We start from the raw sequence: 13,789 nt of genomic DNA on the forward strand, positions 1-13,789 counted from the left end.
CTTATCGGCCGCGCCGGGCGGCCGTCCGGGGCGGCGCGGCGCGCCGTTTCGGGGACGCTGGCCGGGTAGATCATCCAGCGACATGCCAGGCGGAGGGGGGCTGCGGCGGCATGCTGACGCTGGTCATCGCCCATGCCGTCGCGGCCGTCGCCGTGCCCTCGGCCCTCGGCCGGCGCCGCCGCCTGATGGGGTGCGCCGCGGCCGTCCTCCCGGCGGCGACCGCCGTGTGGGCGGTGAGCCGGGCGGGCGGCGGGGACGTCACGTCCAGCCTCGAATGGGCGCCCGACCTCGGCCTCGCGGTGGACCTGCGGCTCGACGCGCTCTCCGCCGCCATGCTGGTGCTGGTCGGCGGGGTGGGTGCCGTCGTCCTCTGCTACTCCGCCTGGTATTTCGAGCGGCCGGAGCGGCTGCTGACCGGGACGCTGATCGCGTTCGCGGGCGCGATGACGGGGCTGGTGCTGGCCGACAACCTGTTCGTCCTCTACGTGTTCTGGGAGCTGACCACGGTCAGCTCGTTCATCCTCATCGGCGCGGCCCGCCCGGACCGGGCGGCGGACCGGCGGGCCGCCGTCGAGGCGCTGCTCACGACCACCGCGTTCGGGCTCGTGATGCTCGCCGGGTTCGTGCTGGTCGGGCAGGCCGCCGGGACCTACCGGATCTCCGCGCTGCTCGCCGACCCGCCCGGCGGCGGCGCGGCGCGGGCGGGCGCGGTGCTGGTGCTGCTCGGCGCGTTCGCCAAGTCCGCGCAGGTGCCGCTGCACGGCTGGCTGCCCGCCGCGATGGTCGCGCCGACGCCCGTCAGCGCCTACCTGCACGCCGCGGCGATGGTGAAGGCGGGCGTCTACCTGGTGGCGCGGCTCGCGCCCGCGTTCGCGGACGACGGCGTGTGGCGTCCGATGACGGTCGCGGCCGGGCTGGCGAGCCTGCTCGTCGGCGGGGTGGTCGCGCTGCGCCGGGACGACCTGAAACGCCTCCTCGCCTACGGGACGGTCAGCCAGCTCGGCCTGCTCATGCTCCTCCTCGGCGACGGCACCCGGACGGCCGCGCTCGCGGGCACCGCGCTGCTCCTCGCGCACGGCCTGTTCAAGGCCCCGCTGTTCCTCGCGGTCGGCGCCCTGGAGCACGAGACGGGGACGCGCCGCGCCGACCGGCTGTCCGGGACGGGACGGCGGCTGCCCGTCCTCGCCGCCGCCGCGACGGCCGCCGTCGCGTCCATGGTCGGGCTCCCCCCGTTCCTCGGGTTCGTGGCGAAGGAGGCGGCGGTGCGGGCGTTCGCGCACGGCGGGCTGGACGCCGCCGTCCTCGCCGGGGTGGTCGCCGGGTCGGCGCTGACCGTCGCCTACGGCCTGCGGTTCCTGCACGGCGCGTTCGGCGGCGCGGCGGACGAGACCGGTGACGGGGGCCGGCGCGGCGAGCCGTGGGGCCTGGTCGCGCCGGTCGCGGCGCTCGCGGCGGCCGGGTTCGCGCTCGGCGTGTACCCGGCGCCGGTGCAGAGCCTGGTCGGGCCGTACGCCGCCGCGCTCGGCCCGGACACCGGGTTCGAGCTGACGCTGTGGCACGGGTTCGGCCTGCCGATCGCGCTCTCCCTCGTCGCGCTCGCCGCGGGCGCCGCCGTGTACGGCGCGGTCGGCCGGACGTTCCCGGCGCGGACCGTCCGGCGGCGGGTCCCGGACGCGCAGCGCGCCTTCGACGGCGCGGTCGGGTCCGTCCTCGCGGGCGCGCACGCGGTGACGTGCCGCGTGCAGATCGGGTCGCTGCCGGTCTACCTCGGCGTCATCGGCGCCATGGTGCTCGTCCTCCCCGGGACGGCGCTGGTCCTGGCCCTGGTCAGCGGGGACGGCACGGCCGCGCCCGTCGGGGAGCTGCGCGGCTGGGACGAGCCAGCGCAGCTCGTGCTGTCCGTCGTGGTGGCCGCGTGCGCGCTCGCCGCGCTGCGGTCGCGGCGCAGGCTGTCGTCCGCGCTGCTGCTCGCGGGCGTCGGCTACGGGACGGGCGGCCTGTTCGTCGTGCACGGCGCCCCGGACCTCGCGCTCACCCTCCTCGTCGTGGAGACCCTGTCGCTGATCATGCTCGTGCTGGTGCTGCGGCGGCTGCCGGACCGGTTCCCGCCGCGCCGCCGCGGCGTCCCCGGCCGGATCGCGACCGCGGCGACGAGCCTCGCCCTCGGCGGGTTCGTCGCGGCGTTCCTGCTGGTCGCGGCGCTCAGCCGGACCGCGGACCCGGTCGGGCCGCGCTACTCCCGGCTCGCCGCGGCGGACGGCGCGAAGAACGTCGTGAACGTGATCCTGGACGACCTCCGCGCGCTCGACACGCTCGGCGAGATCGCGGTGCTGGCGGTCGCGGCGATCGGCGTCGTCGGGCTGGTCATGGCCGGACCGCCGCCGCCCCCGTCCGGCGGCGCCGCCCCGCGCCCGCCCGCGCGGCCGGGACGGTGGCTCGCGACGCCGGGGCGCCCGCCGCTCGCCGGGTCGTCGGTGGTGCTGGCGGCGACGGCGCGGCTGCTCGGCCCGACGATCCTGCTTTTCTCGCTGTACCTGCTGGTCGCCGGGCACGGCCGGCCGGGCGGCGGGTTCGTCGGCGGGCTCGTCGCCGGGATGGCGTTCGTGCTGCGCTACCTGCCTGGCGGGCGGCGGGAGCTCGCGACCGCGCTGCCGGGGCGGCCGAGCGTCCTCGTCGGCGGCGGGCTGGCGCTCGCGGCCGCGGCGGGCGCGTCCGGCTGGGCGTCCGGCGGCGCGTTCCTGCACCCGGAGGCGCTGCGCGTGTCGGCCCCCTGGATCGGGGACGTCAAGGCGTCCACCAGCCAGCTCTTCGACCTCGGCGTGTACCTGCTGGTGCTCGGGCTCGTCGCGACGATCCTCACCACGCTCGGCGCGGCCCTGGAGGAACCGGACGCCGCCGGCACGGAGGACTGGCCGTGAACGGGCCCGCGCTCGTCCTCGTCGCGGTGGTCGCGGTGCTGTTCGCGGCCGGGTTCGAGCTGCTGATGCAGCGGTCGCTGATCCGCGTCGTCGTCGGGTTCATGCTGCTCGGCCACGGCGCGAACCTCCTGCTGCTGCTCGCGGGCGGCGCGGCGGGCGCGCCGCCGCTGCTCGGCGGCCCGCCACGCGCCCGCCGGATGGCGGACCCGCTGCCGCAGGCGATGGCGCTGACCGCCATCGTGATCACGTTCGGCGTGACGGCGTTCCTGCTGGCCCTCGCCTACCGGAGCCGGCTCCTGCTCGGCGAGGACGAGGTCCAGGACGACGTCGAGGACCGCCGCGTCCGCGCCGAGCGCCGTCGCCGGGACGAGCTCCGCGCCGAGGACGCCGACCCGGTGGAGGACGGCGACCCGGTGGAGGACGGCGACCCGGTGGAGGACGGCGAGGGCGGCGTCGGGTGAACGTCCTCGTCCCGCTGCCGTTCGCGCTGCCGCTGCTCGGCGCGGCGCTGGCGATGGTCAGCCGCCGCCGCAACACCTGGCTGCGCGTCCTCGCGCCGCTCGTCGCGGCGGGCGTGGTCGGCGCCGCCGCCGGGCTGGTCGCGGCCGTCGCGCGGGACGGGACGATCGCCGTCCAGCTCGGCGGCCATCCCGCGCCGCTCGGCATCACGCTCGTCGCCGACCGGCTGTCGGCGCTGCTCGTGACGGTGTCCGCCGCCGTGCTGCTGGCGATCATGCTGCACGCGGTCGCGGAGGGCGCGGCCGGGCTCGACGGACGGGAGCCGGGCGTGTTCTACCCGGCCTACCTCGCCCTGACCGCCGGGGTGTGCCTGCTGTTCCTCGCGGGGGACCTGTTCAACCTGTTCGTCGCGTTCGAGATCATGCTCGCGTCGAGCTACGTGCTGATGACGCTCACCCCGACCGCCGAGCGGATGCGGGCCGGGATGACGTACACGGTGGTCAGCCTCACGTCCTCGATCCTGTTCCTCACCGCGCTCGGGCTGACCTACGCGGCGACCGGGACGGTGAACCTCGCCGACCTGTCCGGCCGCGTCGCGGACCTGCCCGCCGGGACGCGGACCGCGCTCGGCCTGCTGTTCCTCGTCGTGTTCGGCATCAAGGGCGCGATCGTCCCGATGCACCTCTGGCTGCCCGACAGCTACCCGGTCGCCGTCACCAGGGTCACCGCCGTGTTCGCCGCGCTGCTGACGAAGGCCGCCGTGTACGCGCTGATCCGCGTCCAGACGCTGCTGTTCCCGCGCGCGCACGAGTCGTGGATCATGCTGGGGCTGGCCGCCGCGACGATGGTCGTCGGGACGCTCGGCGCGCTGGCCCACGACGACATCCACCGCGTGTTCTCGTTCACCCTCGTCGGGCACATCGGGTACATGCTGTTCGGGCTCGGGCTGTTCAGCGTCGCCGGGCTCACCGGGGCGATCCTGTACCTCGTCCACCACATCGTGGTGCAGGCGACGCTGTTCCTGGTCAGCGACCTGATGCAGGGGCGCGCCGGGGGGACGTCGCTGCGCCGGCTCGGCGGGCTCGCGGAGCTGTCGTCGTTCATCGCGGTGCTCTTCCTCGTCCCGGCGCTGAGCGTCAGCGGGGTGCCGCCGTCGTCGGGGTTCGTCGCGAAGCTGGCGCTGTTCCAGGCGGGGCTCGGCGCGGGCGGCCCGCTCGCCTACGCCGTGACGGGCGTCGCGATCGTGGCGAGCCTGCTCACGCTGATGGCGATGACGCGGATCTGGACGCTCGGCTTCTGGCGCCCCCGGCCGGAGGAGGCCGCCGAGCCGCCCGCGCCCGAGTCCTACACGCGGGGCGGCGTGCGGGTGATGCAGTCGGTCACCGCCGTGCTGGTCGCGGCGGGGCTGCTCATCGCGGTGTTCGCCGGCCCGCTGTCGGCGTGGAGCCGCCGCGCCGCGACCGACCTGCTCGACCCGGCCGCCTACCGGCACGCCGTCCTGAACGGGGCGGACCGGTGAACCGGCACGTCGGGTCGCGGCTCGCGGTGGGCGCGTGGCTGCTCGCGGTGTGGCTGCTGCTGTGGGGGCGCGTCGACGGCGCGACGGTGGTCGGCGGCGTCGCGGCCGTCCTCGTCGCGTACCGGGTGACGCGGCTGCCCGCCGTCCCGATCGTCACGCGGGTGCGGCCGGTGCGGCTCGCCGAGTCCGCGCTGGAGTTCGCCCGCGACCTGGTGGTGTCGAGCGCCGTCATCGGCTGGCACGCGCTGCGCGCCCCCGGCCGGATCCGCGGCGCGATCGTCGAGGTCGCCGCGCGGTCGCGGTCGCAGGTCGTGCTGATGGCGGTGATGACGAGCACGTCGCTGCGTCCCGGCACGCTCCTCGTCGGCGTGGACTGGGACCGGGCGGTCCTGCGCGTCCACGGCATGCCCGTCCGGGACCGGGCGGAGGCGGACGCCGTGCGCGCCGGCGTCCTGCACACCGAGCGGGGGCTGACGCGCGCCCTCGCCGTCTCCGGCGACCCGCCGGCGGAGGACCCGCGAACGGAGGAGCGATGAGCACCGTCTACGACGTCACGCTGGCGCTGCTGGGCGCCGCGATCCTGCTGACCACGCTCCGGCTCGTCCGGGGCCCGACGCCGTTCGACCGGATCATGGCCCTGGACGTCCTGTCGGTGCTGCTGGTCAGCGGCATCGCGGTGCGCGCCACCGCCCGGGACGAACCGGCGAGCGCCACCATCCTCGTGGTGATCGCGCTGCTCGGCTTCGTCGGCTCGGTGTCCGCGGCCGGCCTCGCCGCCGAGCGGGCGGACCGGGCATGACCGCCGCCGACGTCGCCACCGCCGTCCTGCTCCCCGCCGGGGCCGGGTTCTCCGCCCTCGGCGCGCTCGGCGTGGTGCGGTTCCCCGACCTGCTGAGCCGCCTGCACGCCGCGACGAAGCCGCACACGATCGGGCTGCTGCTGATCCTCGCGGGCGCCGGGGCGCAGGTGAGCACCGGCCCGGCCGCGGCGTCGCTGCTGCTGGTCGCGGTGTTCCAGCTGATCACCGCGCCGGTCGCGGCGCAGACGATCGGCGCCGCCGCCCACCGCGCGGGCGCCGTCGACCGCGCCGCCCTCGTCCTGGACGAGACCCACGAGCCCGACGAGACCGGCGAGCCCGACGGGCCCGGCGAATGAGCGGGTGTCACTCCTCGGTGGCGGGGCTGCCGCCCGCGGCGACCTCGGCGAGCAGGTCCTCCTCGGTGGCGCCGCGCCGCCAGTAGCCGGTGAAGGTGACGGCGCGCCGGTCGAGCCCGCGCTCGTTGACGAGGTGGCGGCGCAGCGCCTTGACGACGGCGGACTCGCCCGCGATCCAGGCGTAGGCGCCGTCCGGGATCGCGGCGGCGCGGACCGCGTCGACGAGGCCGCCGGGGGCCGTCCAGATGATGCCCGCGTCGGCGGCGGTCGGCAGTTCCTGCCGGTCCGCCGGGTCGGGGACGTCCACGAAGGCCCGGACGGGCGTCCCGGCGGGCAGCGAGGCGAGGTTCCCGGCGATGGCGGGCAGCGCGGTCAGGTCGCCCGCGATCACCACCGGGACGCCGGGCGGCGGACGGAAGTCGTAGCCGCCGTTGTCCGGCCCGGTGGGGCCGAGCACGGTGATCCGGTCGCCCTTCCCGGCGGTCGCCGCCCAGGTCGCGGCCGGGCCGGACGGCCCGTGGTGGTGCAGCGCGAAGTCGACGTCGAGCTCGCCGTCCCGCCGGTCGCGGACGGTGTAGGAGCGCATGATGCCGCGCTCCGCCGGGTCCAGCGCCCGCCAGTCGGCGAACCAGGTGTCGCCGCCCTTGGTGTCCGGCATGACGGGCGCGTCCTGGTGCGGGTGCGGCAGGAAGATCTTGAAGCGCTGGTCGCGCCCGGCGGAGACGAAGCGGGCGCCGCCGGGGTCGGCGCCGTCCAGGGCCGTCCCGCCGAAGGTGATCCGGACCATCGAAGGCCCGAGCCGCTCGGATCGGAGGACGTGCAGGTCGAAGAACGCGTACGGGTGGGCGGGGGTCGGCATCGCGCAGCCTTTCAGCCGGTCTTCTTCGCGGATGTGACGGTGGCGGCGAGGGCTTCGAGGATCGGGGCGCAGCCCTCGTAGGAGAAGCGGGGCTCGGGCTGCCACGGGACGACCTGTCCCGCCTTCACGGCGGGCAGCTCCCGCCAGGACGGCCGAGACCCGAGGTCCTTCGGTTGGAGCGCCTGCGTCCGGGCGTCGAGCAGGATGACGTCGGCCTGGTACTTGCCGGCGTTCTCCCAGCTCAGCTCCTCGAAGTAGCCGTCGCGTCCCGGCTTCTCCGGGACGATCAGGTCGACGCCGAGCTCCTTGAAGTAGATGAGGTCGGTGTTCTTGGCGGGGCTCGACGCGTAGAACAGGTCGGGGCTCGCGGACGCGGCCAGCACCTTCAGCCCGGCGTTGGCCTTCGCCGCCGCGCGCAGCGCCTCGGCCGCCTTCTCGAACCGCGCCTTCGCGGCGGTCACCTTGGGCGCGTTCAGGTCGGCGCCGAGCGCGGCCGCGAGCGCGGCGGTCCGTTCGAGGGGCTTCGGCAGCGCGACGGCGCCGGTCGAGATCGCGACGCTCGGCGCCAGCGCGAAGATCTTCTCCTTGCTCTCCGCGGGGACGTAGAAGAGGTCGCCGGGCACGAACATGTTGTCCACGAGCAGGTCGGGGCGGAGCGCGGCGTACTTCTCGATGTTGAACTCGCCGTAGGCGTTGCCGATGACCTCCAGCCGGTCGACCGGCAGGTTCCCGGCCTGCGGGTCGGGCTTGCCGTCCTTGAGTCTCGTCGGGCCGAACACGCCGACGAGCTGCTTGTCGACGCCGAAGTCGTAGAGGGCGGCGGCGGTGCCGACGTAGCCGACGACGCGCTCCGGCCGCCGCTTGAGGCCGACCTTCGTGCCCCGGTCGTCGGTGAACGACCACGCGCCGCCGCCGGACGGGGACGCGGTGCCGTCCCCGTCGCCGCCGCCGCACGCGGCCGCGAACGCGCCGAGGGCGAGCGCGCCGCCCGCGCCGAGCAGCCCCCGCCGCGTGAGGCCGCTCGTGAGGCCGCTCTTGCGCCCGCTGCGGACGGTCTGCCGGACACCGGTATTCGACATTTCGGACTATCTCCATGAATCAACTACGACAGCCATATTTCGGCCCGGACGGCGTTAGGTTAACCTAACCTAAGTCCTTGTCCAGTGGCGGGGGCCGTCCCGGTCGCCGGGGCGGCGGTCCCCGGCCCCGTCCCCCCGGAGCCCGCCAGGTGTTGTCGACCAAGCCCCCGCCCGAGGCGCCCCCCGCACCGCGCGCCCCGGCCGGACGGCGCGCCGCCGGACTCGCCGCCGCGGCGCTGTTCCTGCTGGTCGCGGTCACGCTGAGCCTCGCGGTCGGCGCGAAGCCGCTGTCGGTCGGCGAGGCGTGGGACGGGCTGTTCCACGCCGACTCGGCCGCGTACACGGTCGTCCGCGAGATGCGGCTGCCGCGCACCCTGCTCGGGCTCCTCGCGGGCGTCGCGCTCGGCCTCGCCGGGGCGGTGATGCAGGCGCTCACCCGCAACCCGCTCGCCGACCCCGGACTGCTCGGCATCAACGCGGGCGCGTCCGCCGCCGTCGTGACCGCGATCTCGTTCCTCGGCGTCGCCTCGTTCACCGGGTTCGTGTGGTTCGCGTTCGCGGGCGCCGGGGCGGTCGCCGTGCTGCTGTACGCGGTCGGCGGCGGGCGCGGCGCCACCCCGGCGCGGCTCGCGCTCGCCGGGTCCGCGCTGAACGCCGCGCTGTTCTCCTACGTCGGCGCCGTGCAGTTGCTCGACACCGCGTCCCTGGACCGCATGCGCTTCTGGACGGTCGGCTCCCTCGCCGCCGCGCAGAACTACACGATCGTGCGCGTCGCGCCGTTCGTCGCCGCCGGGCTCGTGCTCGCGCTGCTGCTGGCCCGTCCGCTGAACGCGCTGGCGATGGGCGAGGACGCGGCCCGCGCGCTCGGCGCGAACCCCGGCCGCGCCCGGATCGCCGCGATCCTCACCGTGACGCTGCTGTGCGGGGCGGCGACGGCGGCGTGCGGGCCGATCGTGTTCGTGGGGCTGATGGTGCCGCACCTCGTCCGCGCGCTGACCGGGCCCGACCTGCGCTGGCTGTTCCCGTACTGCGCCGTCCTCGCCCCGGCGCTGATGCTGGCGGCGGACGTCCTCGGACGCGTCGTGGTGCGGCCGTCCGAGCTCCAGGTCGGGATCGTGATGGTCGTGGCGGGCGGGCCGGTGTTCCTGTACTTCGTCCGGCGTCCGCGCGCGAGGGCGGTGGCGGCGTGACCGTTCTCAGGACGCCCGCCGGGCTGTCGTTCCGGTTCCGGCTCCGCGCGCTCCTCGTCGCGGCGGCCTGCCTCGCCGTGGCGCTCGGGACGGGCGTGCTCCTCATCGGCAGCGGCGACTTCCCGATGAGCCCCGCCCACGTCGTCCGGACGCTGCTCGGACAGGGCTCGGCGGCCGACGACCTGATCGTGAACCAGCTCAGGCTGCCGCGCGTAGCGACCGGGCTCGCCGCCGGGGCCGCGCTCGGGCTGGCCGGGGCGATCTTCCAGTCGCTCGTCCGCAACCCGCTCGGCAGCCCGGACGTCCTCGGCTTCAGCCAGGGCGCGGCCACCGGCGTGCTCGCCGTCATCGTGCTGACCGGCGGCGGCACCGCCGCCGTCGCGGCGGGCGCGGCGGGCGGCGGGCTCGCGACCGGGCTCGTCGTCCTCGCGGTGGCGGGACGGCACGGCGCGCACGGCCAGCGGCTCATCCTCGTCGGTATCGGCGTCGCCGCGATCCTCACCGGCGTGAACGGCTACCTGCTCACCCAGGCGCGGATCACCGACGCGGCCCGCGCCGTGCTGTGGCTGACCGGCAGCCTCGACGGCCGCGACTGGGCGGACGCGGGGCCGGTCCTCGGCGCGCTCGCCGTCCTCGGCCCGCTCGTCCTCGTCGGCTGCGGCCGGGCGCTGCGGATGCTGGAGATGGGCGACGACGCCGCGCACGGCCTCGGCGTGCCGATCGGGCGCGTCCGCCTCGTCATGCTGGTCGCGGCGGTGCTGCTCACCTCGCTCGCCGCGGCGGCGGCCGGGCCGGTCGCGTTCGTCGCGCTGACCGCGCCGCAGCTCGCGAGGCGGCTCACCCGCACGCCCGGCCCGAACCTGCTGCCCGCGGCCTGCATGGGCGCGGCGCTGCTGGTCGCCGCCGACTTCGCGGCGCAGCGCGCCTTCCCCGGCCACCAGCTCCCGGTCGGCGTGGTGACCGGGCTGCTCGGCGGCGGATATCTGGTCTGGCTCCTCGTGACGCAACGCAAGACGGGACGCATCTGATGGAACACGCCACGGAGACCGCGCGGCTCACCGGCAGCGGCCTGACCCTCGCCTACGACAGGCGCGTCATCGCGGACGGCCTGGACGTCGCCGTCCCGGACGGCTCGTTCACGGTGATCGTCGGCCCGAACGCCTGCGGCAAGTCGACGCTGCTGCGGGCGCTCGCGCGGATCCTGAAGCCGTCCGCCGGGACGGTCGTGCTGGACGGCCGCCCCATCGCGGACTGGCCCGCGAAGAGGCTCGCCCGGACGCTCGGCCTGCTCCCGCAGTCGTCGATCGCGCCGGAGGGCATCACGGTCGCCGACCTCGTGTCGCGCGGCCGGTACCCGCACCAGAGCCTGCTCCGCCAGTGGTCGCGGGAGGACGAGCGGGTCGTCGCCGAGTCGATGGCGGCGACCGGCGTCCAGGACCTCGCCGACCGGCACGTGGACGAGCTGTCCGGCGGCCAGCGCCAGCGCGTCTGGATCGCGATGGCGCTCGCCCAGCAGACGCCGCTGCTGCTCCTCGACGAGCCGACGACCTACCTCGACATCGCCCACCAGATCGAGGTGCTCGACCTGTGCGCCGGGCTGCACGAGGAGGGGCGCACGGTCGTCGCCGTCCTGCACGACCTCAACCACGCCGCCCGCTACGCCACGCACATCATCGCCATGCGGGACGGCCGGATCGTCGCGGCGGGCGAGCCGTCCGAGGTCGTCACGGCGGACCTGGTCGAGCGGGTGTTCGGACTGCCGTGCCGGGTGATCGACTGCCCGGAGACCGGGACGCCGCTGGTCGTCCCGGCGGCGCGCGGACGGGTCCCGGCGCTGCGCTGACCCCGCCGGGAATGGTTGCGACCGTCCAATGGTTGTATGTCTACAACGATTGGAGGCCGCATGCCGGAGCTCAGCCAGCGGCGCAGGATGGCCGTGCTGGCCATCTGTTGTATGAGCCTGCTCATCGTCAGTCTCGACAACACCATCCTCAACGTCGCCCTCCCCACCCTGCAGGACGACTTCCACAGCTCCGTGTCCGGGCTCCAGTGGACGATCGACGCCTACCTGATCGTCCTCGCGTCGCTGCTGATCCTGTCCGGCTCGACCGCCGACCGGATCGGCCGCCGCCGGGTGTTCCAGACGGGGCTCGCGCTGTTCACCCTCGGGTCCGTGCTGTGCAGCCTCGCGCCGTCCCTCGGGCTGCTCGTCGCCGCCCGCGTCGTGCAGGCGGTCGGCGGGTCGATGCTGAACCCGGTCGCGATGTCGATCATCACGAACGTGTTCACCGAGCCGCGCGAGCGGGCCCGCGCCATCGGCGTCTGGGGCGGCGTCGTCGGGCTGAGCATGGCGATGGGGCCGCTCGTCGGCGGGGTGCTCGTCGACTCGGTCGGCTGGCGGTCGATCTTCTGGCTGAACGTCCCGATCGGGCTCGCCGCGCTGGCGCTGACCGCGCTGTTCGTGCCCGAGTCGCGGGCGGCCCGGCCGCGCCGCCCGGACCCGCTCGGCCAGGCCCTGATGATCCTCACGCTCGGCTCGGTGACCTACGCGATCATCGAGGCGCCGGGCCGCGGCCTCGGCGACCCGGTCGTCTCCGGCGCCGCCCTCCTCGCCGCCGCCGCGCTCGCCGGGTTCGTCCTGCACGCGCTGCGCGCCCGCGAGCCGCTGATCGACCTGCGGTTCTTCCGCAGCGTCCCGTTCTCCGGCGCGACCCTGGTCGCCATCGCCGGGTTCGCCGGGCTCGGCGGGTTCCTGTTCGTCAACACGCTGTACCTGCAGAACGTCCGGGGGCTGTCGGCGCTGCACGCCGGGATGTACCTGCTGCCGATGGCCGCGATGACCGCGATCTGCGCGCCGCTGTCCGGACGGCTCGTCGCGAGCCGCGGCCCGCGCCTGCCGCTGCAGATCGCCGGGGCCTCGATGCTCGCCAGCGGACTGCTGTTCGCCGCGTTCGACGCCGAGACCCGCGACGCGACGATGTTCGTCTCCTACGTGCTGTTCGGCATCGGGTTCGGGATGCTCAACTCGCCCGTCACCAACACCGCCGTGTCCGGGATGCCGCGCGCGCAGGCCGGGGTCGCGGCGGCGGTCGCCTCCACCAGCCGCCAGGTGGGGCAGGCGCTCGGCGTCGCGGTGATCGGCGCGGTGCTCGCCGCGGGGACGTCCGGGACGTCCGCCGCGCCCGCCTTCGTGGCGGCGGCCCGCCCGGCATACTGGGTGCTGGCCGGTTGCGCCGCCGCCGTCCTCGTCCTCGGCACGGTCACGACCGGCCGCCGGGCCGCCCGCAGCGCGGCGCGCACGGCCGCCCTGTTCGACGCCGACGACGAGCCAGCCGGGGGACGCCACGTGGCGACGGGAGCGAGCACCTCATGACCGAGCCCGCCGCCGCCGCGCCGCACCGGGCGCGTCCCGGCTCCCGCGCGGAGATGGCCGCCCGGACCTGGCACAACCTGCGCGTCCTGCTGCACGAGCGCGGCGACCGGCGGCGCGAGGTCACCGAGGCGCTCGGCATGAGCTTCTTCCGGATCAAGGCGCTGCGCCACATCGCCGCCGCGCCCGAGCCGATGACGCTCGGCGGCCTCGCCGACGCGCTGCTCACCGACCGCCCCTACGCCACCCTCGTGGTCGACGACCTCGTCGGACGCGGCCTGGTGGAGCGCTCCCCGAACCCCGCCGACCGCCGCTCCAAGCTGGTCACCGCGACCGCGACCGGCCGCGCCGCCGCCGCGGAGGCCGAGCGCATCCTCGACACGCCGCCGCCGTCCCTGCACGACCTCCCGGACGAGGACCTGGCCGTCCTCGACCGCGTAGCCGCCCGCCTGGTGGCGGACGAGTAACCCCGCCCGTCCGCGCGCCCACGCCGAAACCGCCTCGCGGACGGGGCCGGGCTGGTGGTTGACCGGTTTCCGGTCAGTCTTCGCGGAGGTGGCGTTCGATCGACTCGACCTTGGCGTCCAGGGCGCCGGTCACGCCGGGCCGCAGGTCGGCCTTGATGACGAGGCTCACCCGCGGCGCCCGCGCCGCCACCGCGTCGGCGGCGGCCTTGACCACGGCCATCACCTCGTCCCACTCGCCCTCGACGGTCGTGAACATCGCGTCCGTCCGGTTGGGCAGGCCGCTCTCGCGCACCACCCGCACGGCCTCCGCGACGAGCCCGCCGACCTCCTCACCGGCGCCGAGCGGGGTCACCGAGAACGCGACGAGCATCGCGCACCTCCCGAGCTAGGGCTGCAGTACGTGCCGTACCACGATCTCATCCAGCCGCCGCTCGACGATCACCCCCACCGGCCAGTCGCGCACGAGGCAGCGCAGCAGGGCAGCCTCGTGCTCGGCGAACGACGGGTCGCACCCCTGCTGCTCCAGGCTCGACCTGATCGCGAGGACGTAGTCGTCGCCGGTGAATCCGGGGACGTCCCGGACCATCGCCGTGGTCGTGGCGCGGTGCGAGTTCAGCCCGGCGAAGGAGCGGCCGCAGCCGCAGCCGCCGTCGGGGTCGTCGCGGTCGCGGGCGCAGACCGTCCCGATGTGGACGAGTTCGCCCTCGACGCACCAGTCGAAGTCGTTGTCGCGGAATCCCTGGGTGGAGTTGGTGGCGGTGAGCAGCTTCAAG

General features: G+C 75.7%; 15 protein-coding genes. 11 read left to right on the forward strand and 4 right to left on the reverse strand.

The window, feature by feature from the left end; genetic code table 11:
* Positions 1–110: 110 nt before the first annotated feature.
* From mbhE to mnhG, 6 genes are read left to right on the forward strand one after another with little or no spacing between them, the layout of a single operon-like run.
* Positions 111–2,918 (forward strand): hydrogen gas-evolving membrane-bound hydrogenase subunit E, encoded by a 2,808-nt coding sequence (gene mbhE, locus ACH01S_RS02000; protein ID WP_067884667.1) that lies wholly within the window; start codon positions 111–113, stop codon positions 2,916–2,918.
* Positions 2,915–3,379, forward strand: coding sequence for a Na(+)/H(+) antiporter subunit C (locus ACH01S_RS02005; protein WP_067884669.1), 465 nt, complete (start codon positions 2,915–2,917; stop codon positions 3,377–3,379). The genes mbhE and ACH01S_RS02005 overlap by 4 nt, the downstream gene beginning before the upstream one ends.
* Positions 3,376–4,896, forward strand: coding sequence for a Na+/H+ antiporter subunit D (locus ACH01S_RS02010; RefSeq protein WP_067884671.1), 1,521 nt, complete (start codon positions 3,376–3,378; stop codon positions 4,894–4,896). Before ACH01S_RS02005 ends, ACH01S_RS02010 begins: the two co-directional genes overlap by 4 nt.
* Positions 4,893–5,432, forward strand: a complete 540-nt coding sequence (locus ACH01S_RS02015; protein ID WP_067884673.1) for a Na+/H+ antiporter subunit E — start codon at positions 4,893–4,895, stop codon at positions 5,430–5,432. The genes ACH01S_RS02010 and ACH01S_RS02015 overlap by 4 nt, the downstream gene beginning before the upstream one ends.
* Complete coding sequence (locus ACH01S_RS02020; protein ID WP_067884675.1) at positions 5,429–5,695, forward strand: MrpF/PhaF family protein; 267 nt, start codon at positions 5,429–5,431, stop codon at positions 5,693–5,695. The genes ACH01S_RS02015 and ACH01S_RS02020 overlap by 4 nt, the downstream gene beginning before the upstream one ends.
* Positions 5,692–6,051: a monovalent cation/H(+) antiporter subunit G gene (mnhG, locus tag ACH01S_RS02025; protein WP_067884677.1), complete on the forward strand. Its 360-nt coding sequence runs from the start codon at positions 5,692–5,694 to the stop codon at positions 6,049–6,051. Before ACH01S_RS02020 ends, mnhG begins: the two co-directional genes overlap by 4 nt.
* Positions 6,052–6,058: 7 nt before the next feature.
* Here the strand turns inward: mnhG and ACH01S_RS02030 are convergent, their stop codons facing one another.
* Together ACH01S_RS02030 and ACH01S_RS02035 are read right to left on the reverse strand one after the other, a co-directional pair.
* Positions 6,059–6,910 (reverse strand): siderophore-interacting protein, encoded by an 852-nt coding sequence (locus tag ACH01S_RS02030; protein ID WP_067884679.1) that lies wholly within the window; start codon positions 6,908–6,910, stop codon positions 6,059–6,061.
* A gap of 11 nt (positions 6,911–6,921) precedes the next feature.
* Positions 6,922–7,989 carry an ABC transporter substrate-binding protein gene (locus ACH01S_RS02035; protein WP_083980195.1) on the reverse strand — a complete coding sequence of 356 codons (1,068 nt, stop codon included), beginning with the start codon at positions 7,987–7,989 and terminating at the stop codon, positions 6,922–6,924.
* Between the two features lie 149 nt (positions 7,990–8,138).
* On the opposite strand from ACH01S_RS02035, the gene ACH01S_RS02040 reads away from it, so the two are divergent.
* From ACH01S_RS02040 to ACH01S_RS02060, 5 genes are read left to right on the forward strand one after another with little or no spacing between them, the layout of a single operon-like run.
* Positions 8,139–9,179 carry a FecCD family ABC transporter permease gene (locus ACH01S_RS02040; RefSeq protein WP_067884681.1) on the forward strand — a complete coding sequence of 347 codons (1,041 nt, stop codon included), beginning with the start codon at positions 8,139–8,141 and terminating at the stop codon, positions 9,177–9,179.
* A complete protein-coding gene (locus tag ACH01S_RS02045; protein WP_067884683.1) occupies positions 9,176–10,207 on the forward strand; it encodes a FecCD family ABC transporter permease in 1,032 nt (343 codons plus the stop codon). The genes ACH01S_RS02040 and ACH01S_RS02045 overlap by 4 nt, the downstream gene beginning before the upstream one ends.
* Positions 10,207–11,022 (forward strand): ABC transporter ATP-binding protein, encoded by an 816-nt coding sequence (locus ACH01S_RS02050; RefSeq protein WP_067884684.1) that lies wholly within the window; start codon positions 10,207–10,209, stop codon positions 11,020–11,022. Before ACH01S_RS02045 ends, ACH01S_RS02050 begins: the two co-directional genes overlap by 1 nt.
* A 60-nt stretch (positions 11,023–11,082) precedes the next feature.
* Complete coding sequence (locus ACH01S_RS02055; RefSeq protein ID WP_067884686.1) at positions 11,083–12,552, forward strand: MFS transporter; 1,470 nt, start codon at positions 11,083–11,085, stop codon at positions 12,550–12,552.
* Positions 12,549–13,016, forward strand: coding sequence for a MarR family winged helix-turn-helix transcriptional regulator (locus ACH01S_RS02060; protein WP_067884688.1), 468 nt, complete (start codon positions 12,549–12,551; stop codon positions 13,014–13,016). The genes ACH01S_RS02055 and ACH01S_RS02060 overlap by 4 nt, the downstream gene beginning before the upstream one ends.
* 73 nt (positions 13,017–13,089) lie before the next feature.
* Here the strand turns inward: ACH01S_RS02060 and ACH01S_RS02065 are convergent, their stop codons facing one another.
* A complete protein-coding gene (locus ACH01S_RS02065) occupies positions 13,090–13,386 on the reverse strand; it encodes an MTH1187 family thiamine-binding protein (RefSeq protein WP_067884690.1) in 297 nt (98 codons plus the stop codon).
* Positions 13,387–13,401: 15 nt separating this feature from the next.
* Entirely contained in the window at positions 13,402–13,788 is a 387-nt protein-coding gene (locus ACH01S_RS02070) for a DUF7715 family protein (protein ID WP_067884692.1), read from the reverse strand.
* Position 13,789 lies beyond the last annotated feature (1 nt).

The sequence above is a fragment of the Actinomadura chibensis NBRC 106107 genome (assembly GCF_001552135.1).
In the GTDB taxonomy this organism is placed as follows: Bacteria; Actinomycetota; Actinomycetes; order Streptosporangiales; family Streptosporangiaceae; genus Spirillospora; species Spirillospora chibensis.

Excerpts from the sequence above, each read along its gene's own strand:
- ACH01S_RS02065 (WP_067884690.1), bottom strand. The coding sequence starts at position 13,386 with ATGCTCGTCGCGTTCTCGGTGACCCCGCTCGGCGCCGGTGAGGAGGTC.
- ACH01S_RS02020 (WP_067884675.1), top strand. The coding sequence starts at position 5,429 with ATGAGCACCGTCTACGACGTCACGCTGGCGCTGCTGGGCGCCGCGATC.
- ACH01S_RS02035 (WP_083980195.1), bottom strand. The coding sequence starts at position 7,989 with ATGTCGAATACCGGTGTCCGGCAGACCGTCCGCAGCGGGCGCAAGAGC.
- ACH01S_RS02055 (WP_067884686.1), top strand. The coding sequence starts at position 11,083 with ATGCCGGAGCTCAGCCAGCGGCGCAGGATGGCCGTGCTGGCCATCTGT.
- ACH01S_RS02030 (WP_067884679.1), bottom strand. The coding sequence starts at position 6,910 with ATGCCGACCCCCGCCCACCCGTACGCGTTCTTCGACCTGCACGTCCTC.
- ACH01S_RS02060 (WP_067884688.1), top strand. The coding sequence starts at position 12,549 with ATGACCGAGCCCGCCGCCGCCGCGCCGCACCGGGCGCGTCCCGGCTCC.
- mnhG (WP_067884677.1), top strand. The coding sequence starts at position 5,692 with ATGACCGCCGCCGACGTCGCCACCGCCGTCCTGCTCCCCGCCGGGGCC.
- mbhE (WP_067884667.1), top strand. The coding sequence starts at position 111 with ATGCTGACGCTGGTCATCGCCCATGCCGTCGCGGCCGTCGCCGTGCCC.
- ACH01S_RS02050 (WP_067884684.1), top strand. The coding sequence starts at position 10,207 with ATGGAACACGCCACGGAGACCGCGCGGCTCACCGGCAGCGGCCTGACC.